This is a genomic window from Lysobacter firmicutimachus, assembly GCF_037027445.1.
GTDB classification, from domain to species: domain Bacteria; phylum Pseudomonadota; class Gammaproteobacteria; order Xanthomonadales; family Xanthomonadaceae; genus Lysobacter; species Lysobacter firmicutimachus.
In genome coordinates, this window is the sequence record NZ_JBANDL010000002.1 from 2,510,023 (window position 1) to 2,529,371 (window position 19,349).

The 19,349-nt window shown below is 68.5% G+C and carries 17 protein-coding genes; 4 read left to right on the forward strand and 13 right to left on the reverse strand.

The features are described 5' to 3' along the window. Positions 1–136: 136 nt before the first annotated feature. The 4 genes from V2J18_RS11120 to V2J18_RS11135 all read right to left on the reverse strand — a co-directional run bounded on the left by V2J18_RS11120 (position 137) and on the right by V2J18_RS11135 (position 3,085). Positions 137–1,855, reverse strand: a complete 1,719-nt coding sequence (locus V2J18_RS11120; RefSeq protein WP_336131803.1) for an ABC1 kinase family protein — start codon at positions 1,853–1,855, stop codon at positions 137–139. A 3-nt stretch (positions 1,856–1,858) separates the two neighbouring features. Next, complete coding sequence (locus tag V2J18_RS11125; RefSeq protein ID WP_064749407.1) at positions 1,859–2,044, reverse strand: hypothetical protein; 186 nt, start codon at positions 2,042–2,044, stop codon at positions 1,859–1,861. A gap of 68 nt (positions 2,045–2,112) precedes the next feature. After that, the gene (locus tag V2J18_RS11130; RefSeq protein ID WP_064749408.1) at positions 2,113–2,337 is read right to left on the reverse strand and encodes a hypothetical protein; all 225 of its coding nucleotides are present in this window, start codon (positions 2,335–2,337) and stop codon (positions 2,113–2,115) included. Between the two features lie 475 nt (positions 2,338–2,812). Further along, a complete protein-coding gene (locus V2J18_RS11135) occupies positions 2,813–3,085 on the reverse strand; it encodes a GlsB/YeaQ/YmgE family stress response membrane protein (protein WP_064749409.1) in 273 nt (90 codons plus the stop codon). A gap of 379 nt (positions 3,086–3,464) precedes the next feature. On the opposite strand from V2J18_RS11135, the gene V2J18_RS11140 reads away from it, so the two are divergent. Together V2J18_RS11140 and V2J18_RS11145 are read left to right on the forward strand one after the other, a co-directional pair. Further along, a complete protein-coding gene (locus V2J18_RS11140; protein WP_064749410.1) occupies positions 3,465–3,845 on the forward strand; it encodes a VOC family protein in 381 nt (126 codons plus the stop codon). A gap of 12 nt (positions 3,846–3,857) precedes the next feature. Further along, on the forward strand, positions 3,858–4,553 hold the full coding sequence (locus tag V2J18_RS11145) for a UdgX family uracil-DNA binding protein (protein WP_079248302.1): 696 nt from the start codon (positions 3,858–3,860) through the stop codon (positions 4,551–4,553). Between the two features lie 33 nt (positions 4,554–4,586). Here V2J18_RS11145 and V2J18_RS11150 read toward each other — a convergent pair whose 3' ends face one another. Further along, a complete protein-coding gene (locus tag V2J18_RS11150) occupies positions 4,587–5,507 on the reverse strand; it encodes an RES family NAD+ phosphorylase (protein ID WP_336131804.1) in 921 nt (306 codons plus the stop codon). 315 nt (positions 5,508–5,822) lie between these two features. Here V2J18_RS11150 and V2J18_RS11155 point away from each other — a divergent pair, with 315 nt between their 5' ends. Both V2J18_RS11155 and V2J18_RS11160 read left to right on the forward strand, forming a co-directional pair. Next, positions 5,823–6,689, forward strand: a complete 867-nt coding sequence (locus V2J18_RS11155; RefSeq protein WP_336131805.1) for an SDR family oxidoreductase — start codon at positions 5,823–5,825, stop codon at positions 6,687–6,689. Further along, positions 6,682–8,127 carry a BON domain-containing protein gene (locus V2J18_RS11160; protein ID WP_336131806.1) on the forward strand — a complete coding sequence of 482 codons (1,446 nt, stop codon included), beginning with the start codon at positions 6,682–6,684 and terminating at the stop codon, positions 8,125–8,127. Before V2J18_RS11155 ends, V2J18_RS11160 begins: the two co-directional genes overlap by 8 nt. Before the next feature lie 160 nt (positions 8,128–8,287). On the opposite strand, the gene V2J18_RS11165 is transcribed toward V2J18_RS11160, so the two are convergent. The 8 genes from V2J18_RS11165 to V2J18_RS11200 form a co-directional block, all read right to left on the reverse strand. Further along, the gene (locus tag V2J18_RS11165; RefSeq protein WP_336131807.1) at positions 8,288–8,959 is read right to left on the reverse strand and encodes an HvfX family Cu-binding RiPP maturation protein; all 672 of its coding nucleotides are present in this window, start codon (positions 8,957–8,959) and stop codon (positions 8,288–8,290) included. Between the two features lie 59 nt (positions 8,960–9,018). Next, positions 9,019–9,795, reverse strand: a complete 777-nt coding sequence (locus V2J18_RS11170) for an HvfC family RiPP maturation protein (protein WP_336131808.1) — start codon at positions 9,793–9,795, stop codon at positions 9,019–9,021. 15 nt (positions 9,796–9,810) lie between these two features. Further along, a complete protein-coding gene (locus V2J18_RS11175) occupies positions 9,811–10,668 on the reverse strand; it encodes an HvfB family MNIO-type RiPP peptide maturase (RefSeq protein ID WP_336131809.1) in 858 nt (285 codons plus the stop codon). A 16-nt stretch (positions 10,669–10,684) separates the two neighbouring features. Further along, positions 10,685–11,083 (reverse strand): HvfA family oxazolone/thioamide-modified RiPP metallophore, encoded by a 399-nt coding sequence (locus V2J18_RS11180; protein WP_336131810.1) that lies wholly within the window; start codon positions 11,081–11,083, stop codon positions 10,685–10,687. Between the two features lie 943 nt (positions 11,084–12,026). Continuing rightward, a complete protein-coding gene (locus V2J18_RS11185) occupies positions 12,027–13,739 on the reverse strand; it encodes an endo-beta-N-acetylglucosaminidase (RefSeq protein ID WP_336131811.1) in 1,713 nt (570 codons plus the stop codon). Positions 13,740–14,029: 290 nt separating this feature from the next. Continuing rightward, positions 14,030–17,344 (reverse strand): PAS domain-containing protein, encoded by a 3,315-nt coding sequence (locus V2J18_RS11190; protein ID WP_336131812.1) that lies wholly within the window; start codon positions 17,342–17,344, stop codon positions 14,030–14,032. Position 17,345: 1 nt separating this feature from the next. Next, on the reverse strand, positions 17,346–17,582 hold the full coding sequence (locus V2J18_RS11195; protein ID WP_336131813.1) for a hypothetical protein: 237 nt from the start codon (positions 17,580–17,582) through the stop codon (positions 17,346–17,348). Beyond that, positions 17,572–18,918, reverse strand: coding sequence for a sigma-54-dependent transcriptional regulator (locus tag V2J18_RS11200; RefSeq protein ID WP_336131814.1), 1,347 nt, complete (start codon positions 18,916–18,918; stop codon positions 17,572–17,574). Before V2J18_RS11200 ends, V2J18_RS11195 begins: the two co-directional genes overlap by 11 nt. Positions 18,919–19,349: the final 431 nt, after the last annotated feature.

Below are 19,349 nucleotides of genomic sequence, written 5' to 3' on the forward strand. Positions count from 1 at the left end.
CGGCTCCTGTGGCGTTGACGATGGCTGGCGGCTCACGAAACGGCCGATGCGGTGCGGAGCCCGTGCGAGGATGCCTTCGCGACGGAACGATCGCCGGCCGACCGGCCGGTCGGCGGAGCGGAGCGGAGCATCACGGTCACGGCGGCGTGTTGTGCTTGCGCGACGGCGCCTTGCGGTCGCTGAGCAGGGCGCTGACCACCAGGCCGACGCCGAGCACGCAGGCGAACAGGAACAGCACCAGCGCCAACGCCGGATAGCCGAGCAAGCGGTGCGGCGTGTCGATGCGCATCATCACCGCCGAGGCGATGATCAGCGCGGCGGCGATCGCCCCGGTGCTGATCCGGTTGGCGATCTTCTGCAGGCTTTCCATCAGCCGCGACTCCTCCAGCCCCGCCACCGACACTTGCATGCGGTTTTCGGCCAATAGCGACAGCAGCGCGGACAGCTTGCGCGGCGCGTCGCGCACCAGGCCCTGCAGCTCCAGTGCCTCGGTCGCCAGCCCCGGCGCCGACAGCGAATGGCGCAGGCGGCCGAGCATGACGAACTCCAGGTGCGGGCGGACCACCTCCTGGATGTCGAGGTCGGGCGCCAGCGCATGCGCTACCGCCTGCAGGTTGAGCAGGGTGCGGCCGAGCAGGCCCAGTTCCGGCGGCGGCCGCAGGCCGCAGGCCACCGCGACCCGCACCACTTCGATGAACAAGGTGCCTTCGGCGAGTTCGGCGCTGGACTGCTGCGCCGCATAACGGCCGACCAGATGGCCGATCTCGCGCCGGTAGCGGACTTCGTCGAAGGATTCCAGGCGCGTACCGATGGCGATGGTCTCGGCCGCCGCGTCCTCGCCGCGACCGTCGACCGCGGCCAGCATCAGCTTCAGCAGGCGGTCGCGGCGTTGCGGCGGTACGTGCACGATCATGCCCAGGTCGAGCACCGCCAGGCGCCCGTCCTCGGCCAGCAGAATGTTGCCCGGATGCGGATCGGCGTGGATCTCGCCGTGCAGGAACACCTGATCCAGGTACCCGCGCAACAGCGCTACCGCCAGCGGTGCGTACTCGTGCTCGGTGCGCAGCAGCCCGGACAGGTCGATCACCTTGCGCCCACGCACCAGTTCCATGGTGATGATGCGCGGCCCGCACAGACTCCACACCGGCTGCGGCACGTACAGATCCGGATAGCGGGCCAGGTGCGAAGCGAAACGCTCGAGGTTGCGCGCTTCGGCGCAGTAGTCCAATTCGGTGTAGAGCGCGCGGCGGAACTCGTCGAGCCAGTCGGCGAAATGCATGCGCCGCCCGGTCGCGGTGACCCGGTCGGCGGTGTAGGCGAGGCGGGCGAGGATATCCAGATCGGTTCCGATCACCGCCTCGATGCCGGGCCGCTGCAACTTGACCGCGACTTCGCGGCCGTCGCGCAAGGTCGCGCGATGCACCTGCGCCAGCGAGGCGCGGCCGATCGGTTCCGGGTCGAAGCGCATGAATGCCTTGGTCAGACGCACCCGCAAGCGCTCTTCGACGAGCTCGCGAACCTGTGGGAACGGGATCTGTTCGGTCACCCGGTCCTGCATCCGTTCCAGTGCGCGGTGCAGGTCCTCCGGCAACAGGTCGGGGCGGGTCGAGAGCGCCTGGCCGAGCTTGATGAAGGCCGGCCCCAGCGACTCCAGGTCGTGGACGAAGGCCTCGCCGTCGCGGCGTTCGCCGGAGGCCTGCGCTTGCGCGTGTTCCGACAGGCCGCGCCCGGCGGCGACGTCGAATTCCGAGAACGCGCCGATGTGGCGGTATTTGGCGACGAAGGCCAGGATGCGCGCTGTGCGCAGAGCCGGACTATCCCCGCGGTCGAGCCGGTCGAGCAGGGCCGGGGCCATGGCTCAGCCGCCGCGCCGACGACGTTCGACCGTCTCGGCCGCATAGCCGACCGCTGCTACGGCTGCGATTTCGCGCGGGCGGCATTCGCCGACCGCCCAGCGCACGATCCTATAGCGCGGGTCGTGTCGCGGTTCCGAGCCGATGCGATGGCGGTCCTCATCGCTGCGTCGTTGCGGATCATCGTGCATGGCGGACTCTCCGGCTGAGTTCGAGGCGAGTGCTCCGGGCGGTCTGCTTGGCGCGCTCGCCCGGCGGTTCAATGCAAGGACGGGCGTGGGACGGGCGGCCCGAGGCGACTGTCGAGCATGAAGCGGATGCGCGCACCGACATAGTCGTATTCGTCGCGATCGGCGTGAGCGAGCACGGCCTCGATGGCGAGGCCGAATTCGCGTTCCAGGGTCTGCGAATCGGGCGGCGATTCGGTCCAGCCGGCGACGATCCGGTCCAGCTGATCCAGGGCAAGTTCGAGCGCGTCGTTCATGGCGTCCTCCTCGGCGGCGCATGGGCGGCGGGTGTGTCGCTGGCGGCGGCTGTCGATCGGTGCTGTCGTTGCGGGCTGTCACTCTCCATCGAAGCAAGGCGCATGCCAGCGGCGCGTCCGCGGACGTGGCCGTCGTCCGCCGGTCAGGCGCGATTCGGCCAAGCCCGGCCTTCGCCGCCAGCGGGCCCGCGCGGACGTTTTCCCGCCGAGCCGACGCGGAAACCGGCCGATGCCGCACCACCGCGCGGTTTGGGCGACGGCTCATTCGGCAAGGCCGGCGCCTCCCGCCGGATACGGTCCGGCCCGCGCGTCGGAATCCGCGCAAGGCATTCGCCGCGACCGGAAGTATTTTCCTTGCGCGAACAAATTTCGCCGCGATTCGGCAGGGCGGCGACCGGCGCGGGCCGAGTCGGCGCGCGGCTCGGCGCGGTTGCGACACCGCCCAGGCCGCTTCGTGGCCGTGCGCAAGGCGTGTTCAGCGGGCCCGGCTGGGGCTGTGGAACAGACTGTAAATGCCGAGCGAGACGATCGCACCAAGCAGGCTAAGCGTCAAACCGGCCAGACTGAGATCGCCGCGATCGAGTTGGCTGATGCCCAGCAAGCGTGCGGCGCAGCCGCCGGCGATCGCGCCGGCGATTCCGACCGCGATGTGCTGCGCGGTGTGGGGCGGCGCTGCGTTGCGCATGGCGCGGCTGCCGATCCAGCCGACCAGGGCGCCTATCGCGAGCCAAACGAGGATGCCGATCATGCCGTTTCTCCTCTTCGATGCCGGCGCAAACGGCCGCCGGAGGCCGTATGTCGCTATCTCACGATGGTCGCGCCGCCGTCACGAACGCGTCCTTTGCGCACCACGAGGCGCTTGGGTTGCGACGATCTGCGCAGTCCGCCACGTTTTGTCCGTGCGTTCGCGCAAGTCCGCGCAAGCGAGCGCCATGCGGCGCGGGCTGGCACAGGGTTTGCTTTATAGCGGTTGCCCGTTCCATCGTTGGTCAGAACGCATAAACGGCGCGAAGGCGGGCAGGGCCGTGGCCGGCGCGGTTGCGGGCGTTCGCAGCCATGGGCGCGCAGGTTCGCGGCCTCCATCCGAACGGCCGCGCATCGCGTATGCGCCGACCTGCGAGGCGATCATGCACAGAAGCCGATTCGCGCAATTGGTCATCGATTGCGAAACCACCGACCCCGATTGGGCGGCGCAGTTCTGGGCCCAGGCCCTGGGCTGCCGCATCCATCGTCTGCACAGCAGCGGCGACGCGATGTACCGGCAGTTGCTGACCCATGAAAACCAGCCCTGCGTCCTGGTGCAGGCGGTCGAACACGCCAGTCGCATGCACCTGGACATCGAGACCGACGACGTCGAGGCCGAAGTCGTGCGCCTGGAGCAACTCGGCGCGGCGCGCATCGCCCAGGTCAAGCAATGGTGGGTGATGGCGGCGCCGACCGGGCAGCGGTTTTGCGTGCTGCCGCCGCAACGGCCCGATTTTCCCGCGCACAGCAACGTGTGGCGTTGACCCGAGGCGGCGATGAACGCACCCGACGACGGCGGTCCCAGGCGCGCTCCGGCCCGACGCGCGCACCTGTCCACGGCGGTGCCGTTCGCCAAGCCGGTCGGCGAAATTCCCAAGGGCTCGTTGCGCCATCTCCGCGACGAGGCCGAGCACTGCCGTCGTTGCCCGCTGTGGCGCGGCGCGACCCAGACCGTGTTCGGCCGCGGCTCGTCCGATGCGCGGGCGATGCTGATCGGCGAGCAGCCCGGTGACCGCGAGGACCTGCGCGGTGAGCCCTTCGTCGGCCCGGCCGGACGCCTGCTCGACAAGGCGCTGGCCGACGCCGGGCTGGCGCGCTCGGCCTTGTACCTGACTAACGCGGTCAAGCATTTCAAGTACGAGCAGCGCGGCCCCGACCGCCTGCACACGCGCGCCAGTGCGCGCGAGCAGGAAGCCTGCCGGGTCTGGCTCGCGGCCGAGTGGCTGCGGGTGCGTCCGCGGTTGGCGGTCGCGCTCGGTGCGATGGCGGCGCAGACCCTGTTCGGCAGCGGCTTCCGGCTCAGCCGCGAGCGCGGGCAATGGCTCGAACTGGAACCGCATTGCCGGGCGTTGGCGACCTGGCACCCGTCCTCGGTGTTGCGCACCCCGGGAACGGGCCGGCAAAGGCGCTACGCCGAACTGGTCGAAGACCTCGGCCGGCTGGCCGAGGCCTTGCGCGAACCGGAGCCGTGAGCGCCCGCGTGTTCGACGCTGCGCGGGCCGGGGTCAGCGCCGGCACAGGCGCTCGTCGAGCGCGACCACGTCGGCCGACAACACATCGAGCTTGTCGCGGTCCTCGTGGCCGAGGTTGAGCAGCACGTTGCGTTCGCGCGGCGACAGTGCGCTGGGCACGAACAGGCCGAACGAGGGGCCGGCGTCGAGCCAGCAATCGCCGACCCGGCGCACGTGTTCGCGGTACGGCCGCTGATCCCAGTCCTCGGGCACGGCGCCGCAGGGGTGCACGCAGTCGGCCGGCACGCTGGCCACCGCCATGCGCAATTCGCGCGGCGCATCGCCGTCCAGGTGGGCAACGAACTCGAGCAGCGCGCCGGCCGGCGACAGTGAGGCGTAGATCGCGCGCCGTCCGGGGGAGGTCCAACGGCCGCCTTCGAATCCGGGCCCATCGTCGAACGCGTGCTCGACCTGCTCGGCGGCGACCACGCGATACAAGAGCAGATGCGGCAGCTTGCGCGCCGGTTCGGCGGATTGCGGCGCGCTGGTGGATGGCGGATCGCTGGCGGGGAAGCTGTCGGCGAGCTGCTTGTCGCGCGAGGCGGGACGCGCTTCGGGCGTGCCGGCGGGCGGATTGGGCTTGGACTGGCTCATGGTTCGGGGGCTCGGTCGGGGGAGGGGGGGGGATTCGGCCGGCCCCGGTTTGGCCGGCGCGCTCACCGCGGGGGCTGCCCGCGCCGTGTCGCTCGCGGGCGCCTGGCAGTCCTCCAGCGCCGGCCCGGACAGGCCGGTGCAGGCGCTGCCCGGTGCGGTGGTTTCGCGCCCGGCCTCGGTCGCGTTCGCCCCCGGTTGCGCGATCGTGCTGTCGCGGGTGTCGGACTCTTGCGGCGGTTGGCTGCGACGCCGGTCGCAGGCGCCGGCCACGAGCAGCAGGCACAGGCCCAGGCAGAGCGGCAGCGCTAACGATTTGCTCATCTGACGTTTCATCGCGCAGTTCCGTTCGGTGTCGTGGAAGGGCGCAGCAAGCTCCGTGCCAGCGCCGGCGCGCGGCGCGGCGATGCAACGCCGGTGTCGTTGCGCCAGCTCCCGCGCCGCGCAGATTCTGCCGGGCTGCGCAGGAGTTCCTGCGCGCCTGCCATTCATCGACCTCGCTCGCGCCGTGCTGGCGCGCTCGCGGGCTCTTGGCACGCGACTTGCGGCTGTTCCAGTTGTTTCCCGCGTTGCGGTGGCCGCGCGCGCCACCGCATCGGGAATCTCATCTCCCAGTCGTTCAACCCCTGGAGCGCGAGCATGAACGAAGCCAGCACCACCCAGCCCCAGCCGCCGCAGTCGCAGGACGAGCAGCCGGGCCAGCAGAAGCCGATGCTGCCGCAGCCCGAGACCATCCGCGACAGCTACCTCGGTTCGCAGCGATTGAAGGACAAAGTGGCGATCGTCACCGGCGGCGACAGCGGCATCGGCCGCGCGGTCGCGGTGCATTTCGCCCGCGAGGGCGCCGATGTCGCCATCGCCTATCTCAACGAAGAAAGCGACGCCGAAGAAACCGAACGGCTGGTGCGCAAGGAAGGCCGACAATGCCTGCGCATCGCCGGGGACGTCGGCGACCCGGAGCACTGCCGCGAGATCGTCCGCCGCACCGTCGAGGCCTACGGCCGCGTCGACGTACTGGTCAACAACGCCGCCGAGCAGCACAAGGTCGAAGAGCCTGAGCAACTGACTCCGGCGCAGATCGAGAGGACCTTCCGCACCAACATCTTCGCCTACTTCTTCATGGCCACCGCGGCGCTGCCGCACATGCCGCGCGGCGCCAGCATCCTCAACACCGGCTCGGTCACCGGCGTGCGCGGCCACGAGCAACTGATCGACTACGCCGCCACCAAGGGCGCGATCCACGCGCTGACCTTTTCCCTGGCCCAGGCCGTGGCCGGTCGCGGCGTGCGGGTCAATGCGGTGGCGCCGGGCCCGGTGTGGACGCCGCTGATCCCGGCCAGCTTCGACGAGGAGGAGGTGGCCAAGTTCGGCGCCGACACCTTGCTCAAGCGTCCCGGCCAACCGTGCGAGATCGCACCGGCCTACGTGTTCCTGGCCAGCGAAGAGGCCTCGTACATCACCGGGCAGACCATCCACATCAACGGCGGAGGACACATCAGTGCGTAAGCAGCAGCGCGAGAACGATCCCTTGGGGACCGGCGAGCTGAAGGCCGTGGCCGAAGAGGCATTGCGGCTAGGTGCCCGGGCTCTGGAAAAGAGCCGCGAATGGTTCAACGAAATGACCGACAACTTCACCGACAGGAGCGACGACATGAGACATCAAGGCGAACGCAATCGTGGCGAGCGTGGCCGCGATCCTTACGGGCGCGAAGCGCAGCAGCAGCGGCCCCGCTCGCAGCAGGCCGGATCGCGCGGCGATTACGATGACGGCGACGACTACGCCGCCGGCCCGAGCACCGGTTCGTCCGGCCGCGATTGGGACGAGCTGAGCACCCGCGGCGCCGACCGCCACGGCCATGAGCGCGGTGGCGGCTACATGCCCGAGCGCGGACGCGAATACGGCCATGCCAGCGGCTACGACTCGGGTCGCCAGGACTACGGACGACAGCACGATGGCCGCGAAGACTACGGCCGCGGCTGGCGCGACGACCGCGGCCAGGATCAGGCCCGCTCCAGCCGCTCGCACTCGGGCGAACGCAGCCTGTACGGCGCCCATGGCCCCGATATCGAACGCGCCTATTACGACAGCGGCTGGCGCGCCAGCGGCTTCGACGAACGCAGCCAGAGCGTGGGCTGGGAAGACGACCGCGGCGATGCCCCCGGCACCTCGCGCGGCTCGCGCTTCGGCGGCAGCCGCGGCGGCTACTCGCGCTTCGGACCCAGCTACGGCGGCGAAAGCGCCGGCCGCGGCGGCCGCGAAGGCCTGTACGACTACAGCGAACACCGCCCGCAACAAACCCGTGGCGGCGGCGAAGACCGCTCCTACAGCGACCGCGGCGGTCGCGGCTACGGTCAGGGCTACGGTCGTTCGTCGGGTTATGCCGATCGCAGCGGCTTCTCGGCCTCGGCCTACGGCTCCGGTTTCGACGCCAATCCCGGCGCCTACCGCGAACAGGGCGTGGCCAGCCAACGCGGCCGCGGCCCCAGCCGTTACACCCGCTCCGACGAGCGCATTACCGAAGACCTCAACGAGCGCCTGACCGAAGACGAGCTGATCGACGCCAGCGATATCGAAGTGCGCTGCGAGAACGGGCGTATCGTGCTCGAAGGCGAAGTCGACCAGCGCTGGATGAAACACCGCGCCGAAGACATCGCCGACGCCTGCAGCGGGGTCAAGGACGTCGACAACCGCATCCGCGTGCGTGGAGGCGGACGCACAGGTTCGGACCACGGCGGCGACCGCCACAACGAAACCGGCAGCGGCCCGCAGGCCGGGCAGGGCAGCCAGGGCCAAGGGCAGGCCAGCCAGCGCGGCGCCAGCGCTGGCCAGCCCCGCACCGGCACCCTACCGGGCACGTCGGCGCCGCCATCGAGTGGCACGGGAAGCGGCGCGACCGGTACCGGCACCGCGGGCAACCAAGGTGGGGGAGCGCAGACCCACTAAGCCTGCTCGGGATGCGGGGATGGGGTCCGCCGCGATCGTTCCGTCGCGACGCCTCAAGAGGCCTGCACTCAGCGCAGGCCTCTTTCCATGCCGGACCGAATCTCGTCGATTTGCGGGTAAGCGTATGGGCCACCTGATCGCTGGCGACGAAAGAACGAAATCAGGACCGGCGCGAATGACCACGAAGGCGGCGCGCGCCCCCGACCAGAGCCAAAATGCCGAGTCCGGCCAGGGCCAGGCCCGGCGCCGGCAGCAGCATCGCCACGAGCAGGCCGAACGGCGCCAGGACCAGGCCCCAACCGAACAAATCGGCTTGCGCGGCGGTCGCCGGCAGCGCCGTGCGCCGCGCCAGCCAGGCGTCCAGGCTCAGGCGCCCGGGGCCGCCGAGAATCAGCGGCCACAGCATGACCAGGAAGATCAGCGGCAGCTTGTAGTTGCCGCCGCCGCTGTCGCTGATCGCATAGCCCTGGGCGAGCTGGGCCAGGCCCATCCAGTCCTGCGGCCAGTGCACGGCGGCGGTGGCGACCACGGTCAGCACGAACAGCGAGGCGGCGGCGAACCGGGTGGCCAGGCCGAGCAACAGCGCGATCGCGCCGAGCAGTTCGAACCAGGTCGCCAGCGACCAGCTCAGCGTGGCCGGCACGCGGTCGAACGGGAACGGGAACTGGGCCATGATCTCGCCGAACCAGTTCTCGCCATGGAGCTTCTCGCGCCCCGATTCGAAAAACTCCCAGGCCAGGATCAGGCGCAAGCCCACCGGCGCCAGCCAGGTGCCGACGCCGTCCAGGCGGTCGCGCAGGGCGACGCAGGGATTCAGCAGAGACAGCGACATGATGTGCTCCAAATAGTTGAGTCGTAGGCACCGGCATTCGCGCCGGCGAGATGTAGCGATCAGGCCGAGGCATTCGCCGCAGCGACGTAGATCACTGCATTGGCGCGCATCGTCCGCAGCAGGCCGTGGCCGAGTTCGAGGAACGCGGCCGGGTCGTCGCTGCCGGCTTCGGCGGCCAGGGCGGCGAGTTGTTCGCGCGCGGTCAGCTGCGGCGCTTCGCCGATGCGTTCGACCAGGCGATAGGCCAGCGGGCTGAGCTCGGAGAACCGGACTTTGCCGTCGGCCTCGCGGCGCAGCAACAGCAGACTGGGCGTCTGCGGCGCGTGCTCGGGGACGAAGCCGGGGCCGATGCGGTGCACCGGCCAGGCGTAGGCCAGGGGCCAGGCCAGCGGCGACAACTGCGGTGCGTGCTCCAGCAGGTCCGCGTCGGCGATGCCGGCGTCGTCGCGCAGGGGCTGCGCTTCGCTCAGTTGCAGGGCCAGTTCGACCCATTCGTAATGCGCCAGCTCGGTCAGGAACGGCGGGTCGCCGACGGCGTCGCGCTGCTCCAGATAGCGCATGAACTCGCGCGCGATCTCAGGAAACAGCGGGGTGCGGCAACGATGGTCGCGGTAGAAGTCGCGCACCAGGCGCGGCCAGCGTTCGTCGCCGAGCAGCCGGCTGATGACCGGGAAGTTGCCCGCCAGCAGGCCTTCGATGTTGTTGAAGAACAGGTCGCGGTAGATGCCCAGGCGGCGGTCTTCCAGGCCGGCCGGGGCCGGACTGGCCTGCAGGTCGCGCAGGTGGCGGGTCAATTCGAATTGTTGCGCGCGCAGGCGCGAAGGAGCGTCGTTCATGGGCGGTGCCTGGACTCAGCCGCGGGCGCGGCGGGCCGCGGCGGGCGCGGCCTCGGCGAGGAGGCGGCGCACCTGGCCGAGTTCGCCGAGCAGTTCTTCGTAGGGCGGGAAGTTGAAGTCGCGTTCGAGCAGGGTGGGGCGTTGGCCGAACACGCGGTAAGCCTCGCCGAGCAACGACCACACCGCGTCCTTGACCGGCGCGCCGTGCGTGTCGACCTTCAGGTCCTCGGCTTCGTCGTAGTGGCCGGCGACGTGCAGGTAGGCGATGCGTTCGGCCGGCATCGCGGCGAGGAAGGCGCGCGCATCGTAGCGGTGGTTGATCGAGTTGACGTAGACGTTGTTGACGTCCAGCAGCAGATCGCAGTCGGCTTCGGCGAGCACGGCGAGGGTGAACTCGATCTCGCTCATCTCCTGGTGCGGTGCGGCGTAGTAGGAGGCGTTCTCGATCGCGATCCGGCGCCCGACCAGGTCCTGGGTGCGGCGGACGCGCGAGGCGACGTGGCGCACGGCTTCTTCGGTGAACGGAATCGGCAGCAGGTCGTAGAGGTGGCCGTCGTCGCTGCAATAGCTCAGATGCTCGCTGTAGCAGACGACGCGGTGTTCGTCGAGAAAACGGCGGGCCCGGGCGAGGAAGGTCTCGTCCAGCGGCTCGGTGCCGCCCAGCGACAGCGACAGGCCGTGGCAGACCAGCGGATGGCGCGCGCTGAGTTCGCGCAGGGCTTCGCCGTAGCGGCCGCCGACGCCGATCCAGTTTTCCGGTGCGCATTCGAGGAAATCGAAATCTCCGTCCGCGGCGGACTGCAGCGGGCCCAGCAGGGCCCGCCGCAGGCCGAGGCCGACGGCATCCGATTTCAGGGGACGCGAGTGGCTCATCGTCATCGCGCTGCGATCAGACCGAGCCGCCGCACTTGCCTTCGCCGCACTTGCCTTCACCGGCCTTCTTGGCCGTCGGCTTGGCGGAGGACTTGACCGCCCCCTTCTTGTCGCCGCCGCACTTGCCCTCGCCGCACTTGCCTTCGCCGGCCTTCTTTGCGATCGGCTTGCCGGCGCTCTTGGCACCGCCACAGCCGCCTTCGCCGTGCTTCTTGTCGCCGCCGCAGCTACCCTCGACCTTCTTCGCAGCCACGGCCTTAGCGCCGGCCTTGTCGACGGATTGGGCCGATTGCGCGCCCAGCAGGTAGCCCTGCGACAGGTCGGTCATCGCAAACGCGGAAGCCGACAGGCTCAGGCCGCCGATCAGGGTGGCGCCGAGGGCGAGGGCGATGGGCTTCTTGATCTGCTCGTACATTGAAAAACTCCTTGATGACAAAATCGACGGAGAATCCGTCGGTGGGTAACGCACGGTGGCTCCAGGTCGCGACCTGTTGCATTTCTGTGTGCCCGGGACGCATTCCATCGCTGTCGCCACGACCGGCGTAGCGCTCTCCGCAAGCACGCCTTAAAGAGCGCCGACAGGCGCGGCAGGATTCGCGCGATGCAGCCAGATTCGCCGCTTCGTTAACTATCGATTCATGCCGGCCCCGCGGCCTTCGATTGCATGCGCGGGGCGCCGGGCAAACAAACAGGAATTGTCGTGAAGTCATGCCGTATCGCCATACGGAAATGTCTTAGCGCAAATCCGATAGCCTCGACTGTCCTGTCGAAAAGTTCCGCGCTTTTATCGTCTCTAGCGTTCGCCGAAATCGGCGTTGGATGGCGACAGAACGCAAGTGCGCGAGCGATGGCGGAAGCGGTATCGCGGCGTTGAAGATCGCCTGGAAACGCGTTTCCTGTCGAGCGCGGACGAGGCCGCTGGAAATGCGAAATCCCTCCTCGCCATCAGCCGACTCGTGACGAGGAGGGGGCGGAGTCTTCGAGCGTCTGGCGGGACTTCGCTCAGGGTGCTAAGTCCCGGAGCCCATCCGGTTATGTGCCGAATTGGCCTGGTAGTGGGGATAGTGCGTGTCCGCGACCCGCCGTGCGGTACCGGTGTTGAGATCGATGACGAAGCTCTCCTTCCGCGCCGGGACTTATCGGGCCAGCGTGTCCTGCTTCGGGTCTTCGTCGCCGAAGGCCATGGCGCCGCCCGCCATCAGGATCTTGTCGCGTGAGAACTGGGCCGACGGCGCCCCTTGACGTTGGTACCGATAGCAGGCGGCCGCAGTTCCGGTGCGCCCGCGCGTCGCGCAGCGCATCGAGCGGCGGGCAGCCTGGGCCGCCCGCCGCGTTGCGAATCGACTGCCGGCCCGACGCTACTTCGCCGTCAGTTGCTCGTACAGAGCGTAATAGGTGAATCCCTCGGTGTTCACCTGCATCGTGAGATTCAACAGCGGGAAAGCGCCGAAGGGGCCGTAGGCTACGTCCGAGTTTGGAACGCTCGCCATCGTCCCATAAGTCGGCACCCGGATGATGCATGCTCTGTCTTGTGCGACCGAATGCGCCGCCGCTTGCTCCGCGGTAACCGGGACGCAGCGCAACCCCTCCTGCGCGTACCCGGCATAGTCCCAGACGAACCCGCCTTGCGCGTTGTTGTCGCGCAGGTCGCCTCGAATCAGCCGAGGCTCCTTTTCCCACCACTTGAACCCAGGCATGTACTGGACAAAGAGCGGGTCCAGCAAGTTGAGCCTGGGATCGCCCTCCTGCCAGCCCGACCACGCCATCATGTCTCGACGGGAACCCAGCCAAGCCTGCGCGTCTTGCTGGAACTCGATCGGGTGATTGAACTCCAGGACTTCTTCGGTCAAGCCGCCCTGCGAAAACTCCAGATAGCACGAACTGTCGCAACGCGCGCCAGAATTCTTCGCCGTGACCGTCCAGCCCTTGGACTCCACCCCAGGCCACGTCATCACGTTGATTTTCAGAACGGTAGTCGGCGCAGGGGCGGTGTCGGCGCCAGCGCAAAGCACCTCGCTTCTCAGCTTGGTCTTCGGGTAAACGGCCTTGGTGTATTCCTTCAGGCCCGGCCAAACGCCGCTGCCCTTGAAGTACTGGCACTGGGTCGCCTTTGCGCCCTGTATTCTCAAGGGGGCGGTCCGGCCCAGGGGCGTGTTCCTGCTGAAGACTTCATCGAGATAGAGCAGGACGTTCTTCTGCGAACCGGCCGGAAGCAGCTTCAGGGTTTCGGCGGGGTTGATTCCGGTCGCGTTGTCCAGCCCGTAATCCCCGAGCGGCGAATGCCCGAAGTTGGCGATGTTGCCGTCGGTCACCGCGCCGTGGATGCCTCTCGCGTTATCGCCGGTATAGGTTATGAATTCCACCCCGCGTTGCTTGAACTTCGGGAAAATGTGCTCGATCAAGCGGTTCATCTGAATCACCTGCTGCCGCCCTTCGGTCGAATCGTCGAAGCCTTGTTCGATGTTCAGGAACCACCCGTCCAGTTTCAGCGCCTTGGCGATTTTTTCCAGATTCTTCAAAGCCGGGATGTGATAGGAGGACTCGAGCTCTTCGTTCGGAAACGTTCCGGTCAGAAAGCCGATCAAACTCTTGACCATGGCGGAGTTGCCATGAGTCGCGTCGATATAGACGGTCCCGTAGATCTTCACCCCGTTCTCGTGGGCGGCGGTGACCCAGTTCGGGTCCGGTGCGATCACATGCGCCCCGGAGGAATGCTCGCCACCGAAGTACACGAATTTCCGAACGAACGCCCAATTCTCGAATGTCACCGGAGGAGGCGCCCCTTCCGGATAGGACTTGAGCGCCGGACGGGTTCGGTACAAGGCGGTGTAGTCGATGCCGTTTCCGGTCTGCCGGTTGCCCAACCAAGCCGACTCCATGTTGGTGTTCAGCTCGGTCCGCGATGGCGCGGGCCTGTTCGGCGACTCAATAACCAGGTTTTCAGTCAATAGGCTGTCGAAACCGCTCGAGTTGCTCCCGCTGTCCAAGGCCCAGGTATAGGTATCCATACCGAATGCCTGACCGCTGATGGCCAGGCAAAGGGGAATGGCCACCAATTTCATTCGCTTCATTCCAATATCCTCTGTCTTCCATGTCCTCTTTGCCGTTCTCCCGGCCGTAACGTATCGCAGCGCCGCTCACCGGCGCAGGCACAGATGCGGGAGCTAGGACTAAAGAGCTAGTTCGATATCCGAGCTACGGTGCCCGCGTCCGCCCTGCGGATGTCGCGGTCGCCCCATGAATCTGCCTTCGGACAGCGGAGGCATGGGGCATCGGGAATGCGGCCTTGGCCCGGGGACTGCCGGTCGCAGCCGGGCCGCGGCAAAGAAGAACTCCGCCGCGCTCGGACGCTTCAGACACTTCACGAAGCTTGCGCCTGTCGCATGCCTCGTTCGATGCTGGCGAGAATCTCCTCGATTCCTGCGGGCTTGACCAAGTGCTCGTGGAAACCGACCGCGGCGGTGCGGTCGCGGTCGCCGGCCTGGCCGTAGCCGCTGTAGGCCACCAGGTAGGGCGAGTTTCGTTGCGAGCGCAGGGTCGAGGCGATGTCGTAGCCGTTGAGCGGACCGGGCAGTTCCAGGTCGCATAGGACCACATCGAACGCGCCGCGGCGCCAGGCCGCCAAGGCCTGCTCGGCGTCGATCGCGCATTCGGCGTGGTGGCCCTGCAGTTTCAACAGTACACGCAGGGCTTCGGCGGTGTCGGTCTCGTCGTCGACGATCAGTACTCGGCCGCAAGCGCGGTCGGCCGGCATGTCTGCCCGCGGCATGCCCAGGCTGGCTTCGACTTCGGCCAGCGCCGTGCTCGGCGCGGTCTCGCTCCGGGGGGACGCCAGCGGCAGGCGCACGCTGAAACGCGCGCCGCGGCCGAGTCCGGCGCTGTGCGCGGCGACCGAGCCGCCGTGGCGCTCGACCAGGGTCTTGACGATGCTCAGGCCCAGCCCGAGTCCACGCGAACGCCAGTCCGGCGTCTGCACGAACGGTTCGAACAGGCGCGTCGACAGGTCTCGGCTCAGTCCCTGGCCTTGGTCGCTGACTTCGATCAGCGCGCCCTCTTCGGTCGTCGCCGCGTCGATGCGAATGCGTTGCCCCGGGGAACTGGCCTTGACCGCGTTCGACAGCAGGTTGTCGAACACTTGTCGCAGCCGCGCACGATCGCCGTCGACCCAGCATGGCTCGACCGGCAGCGCCGCCTCGATCGCCACCTGTTCGTGCCCGGCACGGTCGACATGGTCGCTGTGCACTTCCTCCAGCAGCCGGTTGAGATCGAAACGTTCGCGGCGCAGTTCCAAGTCGCCTTGCGTGACGCGGGAAATGTCCAGCAGATCCTCGACCAGGCGGTGCAAGTGACGGTTCTGCCGCAGCAGCGTCGCCAGCGCGCGTTCGCGATCGGCGGCGGGCAGGTCGTTCCGGCTGAGCAATTCGCTGGCGGCGCTGACTCCGGACAACGGATTGCGCAGTTCGTGACTGAGTACCGCCAGGAACCGGCTGATGCGCTGGTTGGCCGCGGCCAGGGTTTCCAGGGCGCGTTTCTGGTCTTCGATATCGGTGCTGGCACCGTACCAACAACGCAGTCGGCCGTGGTCGTCGAACAGCGGCTGGGCGCGCACGATATGCCAGCGGTACGCGCCGTCGGCGCGGCGGAAGCGCAACTCGACGTTGAGCTGCCGGCCGGCGCGGATCGCCTGGTCCCAGGCGCGTTGGCCGTTGTCGAGGTCGTCGGGGTGGACGATGTGGCGCCAGTCCTCTTGCCCGCTCAGGCCGGTGTATTCGTACCAGTGCCGGTTCTGGTAACGGATGCCGCCGTCGGGTTCGGCGATCCAGACCATCTTCGGCAGATTGTCGAGCAAGGCATGCTGTTCCGCCTCGGCGCGTCGCAACTGCAATTCGAACACCCGCCGCTCGTGCACGTCGCGAATGCCGCCGATCCATTCGGCGACAGTCTCGTCCTCGGTCAGCACCGGCACGGCGCGCAGGGCGACGTAGCGCGCTTCGCCGGTGGCGGTGCGGACCCGGAACTCCAGGTCGAGCGTCTGCGCCGGCGCCTCGCGCAGCGCCTCGCCCCAGGCATCGCGCACTCGCGCGCGATCGTCCGGATCGATCGCATCCAACCAGCCGTCGCCGCGGTACTGCAGCGGCGGTTGTCCGGTCAACGCTTCCCAGCCCGGCGCATCGAGCATGCGGCCGTCGCGGTCGGCGCACCAGACGATGCCGGCCCAGGCCAGGGCCAGGCTGCGAAAGCGTCGTTCGCTGGCGGCGACCCGGCGGGTGGCTTCGATCCGGTCGGTGATGTCGACGGCATGGATCACCGCGCCCTCCACCGTCTCTCCGTCGGGCTGGTGCGGCACGAACTGGACGTCGTAGTGGCGGCGCTCGCCGGCCAGGAGCAACTCGGCCGGGAAGCGCACCGCCTGGCCTTCCAGGGCGCGCTGCAGCAGCGGCAGGTAGGGGGCCAGATCGCTGTGCGGATGCGCTTCGTCGACCCGCATGCCGTGCAGGGGCATGCCCGCGAAACAGTCCTCGAAACTGCGGTTGAACAGACGATAGCGTCGTTCGATGTCGATGTAGGCGACCAGCGCCGGAAGCCGGTCGATCATCGCGCGCATCAGCTGGCGTTGCGCGCGCAGGGCGGCGTCGATGCGCTTGTGCTCGCTGATGTCGAGCGCGAGCAGGGCGACATCGCGCCCGGACAGCGCTTCCCCGGCGAGCAGCACCCAGTCGGCGCGGCCCTGTCGGCCGAGCACCTGCACCTCGGTGGGACGGAACCCCCCCTCGCGCCGCAAGGTATCGAGCAAGCCGCGCGGCACGCCGAGGTGTTGCAGGTCGTCCGACGCAAGCTCGCCGGGCGGCCGGCCGTCGAGCGTGCCCGTCTCGCTGCCGTGGTCGCCGAGCAGCATGCGCCGGAAGCGCGGATTGGCCAGCCAACGGCCGCCGTCGAGGTCGGCGAAGCAAATGCCCCACATCTCGGTGTCGAACACCGCGCGCAGCTTGCGGTCGCTGAGGCTGGGCTGGTCGCCGCAGCGCCGGCGCAAGAACAGGACATGCCCGGAATCGGCGTCGCGCCCGGCCTGCAGGCGGACCACGTCGGCGGTGAGTTCCGCGCCGCTGCCGGACAGGTCGATGTGGTAGGTCGAGCGCGACGCGCTGCCGGCGTCGGCGTCGAACGCATCTTCGGGCAGGCCGGCCAGCAGCTCGCCGATCGGCCGTTTCTCGGCGCGTTCGCTGCTGCAACCGAGCATGGATTCCGCGACCGCATTGAGATAGCGCACACGACGGTGCTGGTCGACGGCGACCACGCCGTCTTCGATGCCCGCGAGTACCGCGGACAGGTGCGCGCGCTGTTCGCGTTCGCTGCGGCTGAGCTGGCGCGCGCTGGCGACGATCCAGATCAGCAGCGCAGACACCAGCAGATAGAATGCGGCGCCGTCGCTGCCGAGGTTGCGCAGCAGCCCCGGCCACAGCAGCACCGCGCCCAGGCTGGCGGTCAGGCCGATCAGTCCGCCGCGGGCGCCGTAGAACGCGCTGGCGAGAATCACCAGCAAGTAGAACAGCGCGATCGGGAAGGCTTCGGCGACGCTGCGGCCGTAGCGGACGTGAACGGCGATGGCGAGCAAAGCCAGGATCAGCGCGATCGCCAGTTCGCGCGATCGATGCCGGCCGCGCTCCGCGCTGGACATGTCAGGCTTCCGCCGGCGGCTCGGCCAACAAGGCCGAACAACGCTGGCAGGCGTCGCGCACCCGGCGCAGGTTGTCGCGCACGGCCGGGTCGTCGCCGGCGCCGGCTTCGATCAGCCTGTGCGCGGCGGCGCTGGCCATGGTCACGGTGTTGACCTCGTTGCGCAGTCGGTGCAGCCAGCGAGCGAACTCGGTCGGCCCGGCCGGCGGCGTGGAGGCGGCGGCCCGATCAGACGTCATGGCCGCTCTCGCGCAGCCGCGCCAGCTGGTTGTGGATGGTGCGTACGCTGACGCCCAGCGATTGGGCGCTGCGGGTCCGGTCGCCGTCGAAATGGGCCAGGGTCTTGAGCAGCATCTCCTGCTCGATCTGGGCATAAGTCATGCCGACCGAGAACGAGACATGGGTGGCGTCGTGGTGCACCGGCGCCAGCTTGCGAAAGCCCGGCGCCACCCGGATTTCGTCGCCTTCGGCGGTCAGGAAGGCGCGCTGCACCGCGCTGCGCAGCTCGCGCACGTTGCCGGGCCAGTTGTGCCGCAACAGCACCCGTTCGGTGCCGGCAGCGAAGCGCTTACGCGTGCCGTAACGGATGTTGAGGCGCTCCAGGAAGTTGTGCGCGATCAACAGCGCGTCGTCGCCCCGGCTGCGCAACGGTGGCAGCTCCAGGCCGATGTCGGCCAGGCGATAGAACAGGTCCTCGCGCAGCGAACCTTCCTCGATGCTGCGCTGCGGGTCGCGATTGGTCGCTGCGACCACGCGCACGTCGATATCGACCGCTTCGCTGCCGCCGACTCGGGTCACTGTCCCGGTTTCGAGCACGCGCAGCAGATAGACTTGCAACGCCGGCGGCATCTCGGTGATCTCGTCCAGGAACAACGTTCCGCGATCGGCCTGTTCGAAGTAGCCGTTGTGGCGCGCGGCGGCGCCGGTGAAGCTGCCGCGCTCGTGGCCGAACAGATGGCTGGCGAGCAGATCCGGCGCGATCGCGCCGCAATTGACCGGCACGAAGGCGCCGCTGCGGCCGCTGAATTCGTGGATCGCGCGCGCGACCAGCTCCTTGCCGGTGCCGCTTTCGCCGCTGATCAGCACCGTCGCCTCCGACGGCGCGATCCGCTCCAGGCTGTCGATCAGCCGTCGCATCGCCGGCGACCGGCCGATCATGCCGCCACGCGCTTCGGCGCGCGCCTGCGGCGGCCGTGCGCGCGCGGCGGCATGATCGAGCAGGTTGGAGAATTGCTCCGGGCACAGCGGCTTGATCAGATAATCCACCACCGGCAGCGAAACCGCGCGCGCCGCGCTCTCCACCGAGGGCTGGCCGGTGACGATCGCGATCTGCCCGTGCTCGGGCAAGTCCATGTCGTCGAGCAGGTCGAAGCCGTTGCCGTCGGGCAGTTCCAGGTCCAGCAGCAACAGATCCACGGCCGGAAGGCGGGCGAAACCGCGCGATTGTTCCAGCGAGTGCGCCATGTAAGGAGTGAAGCCGCGCGCCCTGGCGAAGTCGGCGGCGGCGGAGGCGAAATCGTGATCGTCGTCGACGATCAACACGGTAGGGCTCGGTGCGGAGACGCGTTCGGCCACGTCTGTCGATCCGTTGTCCGGGGCGTCCACGCTAGCTGAGCGTGAGTTAACGGTGCGTCGGCGGAAAATGATTCCGCCGTGATGAAAGAGTTGCTGTCCGCACCAAGCAGAGGGGTGCCGGCAGCGAAAAAGCATCGTCCAGGGACACGTGTTCGCGCCGGGCGCCTGCGAAAACCGCCGCAGCGCAGTCAGTTTCGTCATTGCGCACTTCCGCCATGCGCCTGCAGCCGGGCGTCGCACGAAGAGCGGTATCTGAAGCGTTCAGTCCCGCACTGCGATCGGTGTCGCCGATTGCGGATCGGACCGCCGTATGGGTTCGGCTGGCACGGGAGTTGCGTCATCGCTGATGCGCCCGGTCGCAACATGCGATCGCACTGCCTACGCAACGGATCCATCCTTCAGGAGACGCACATGGCTTACTCGTCCACCCG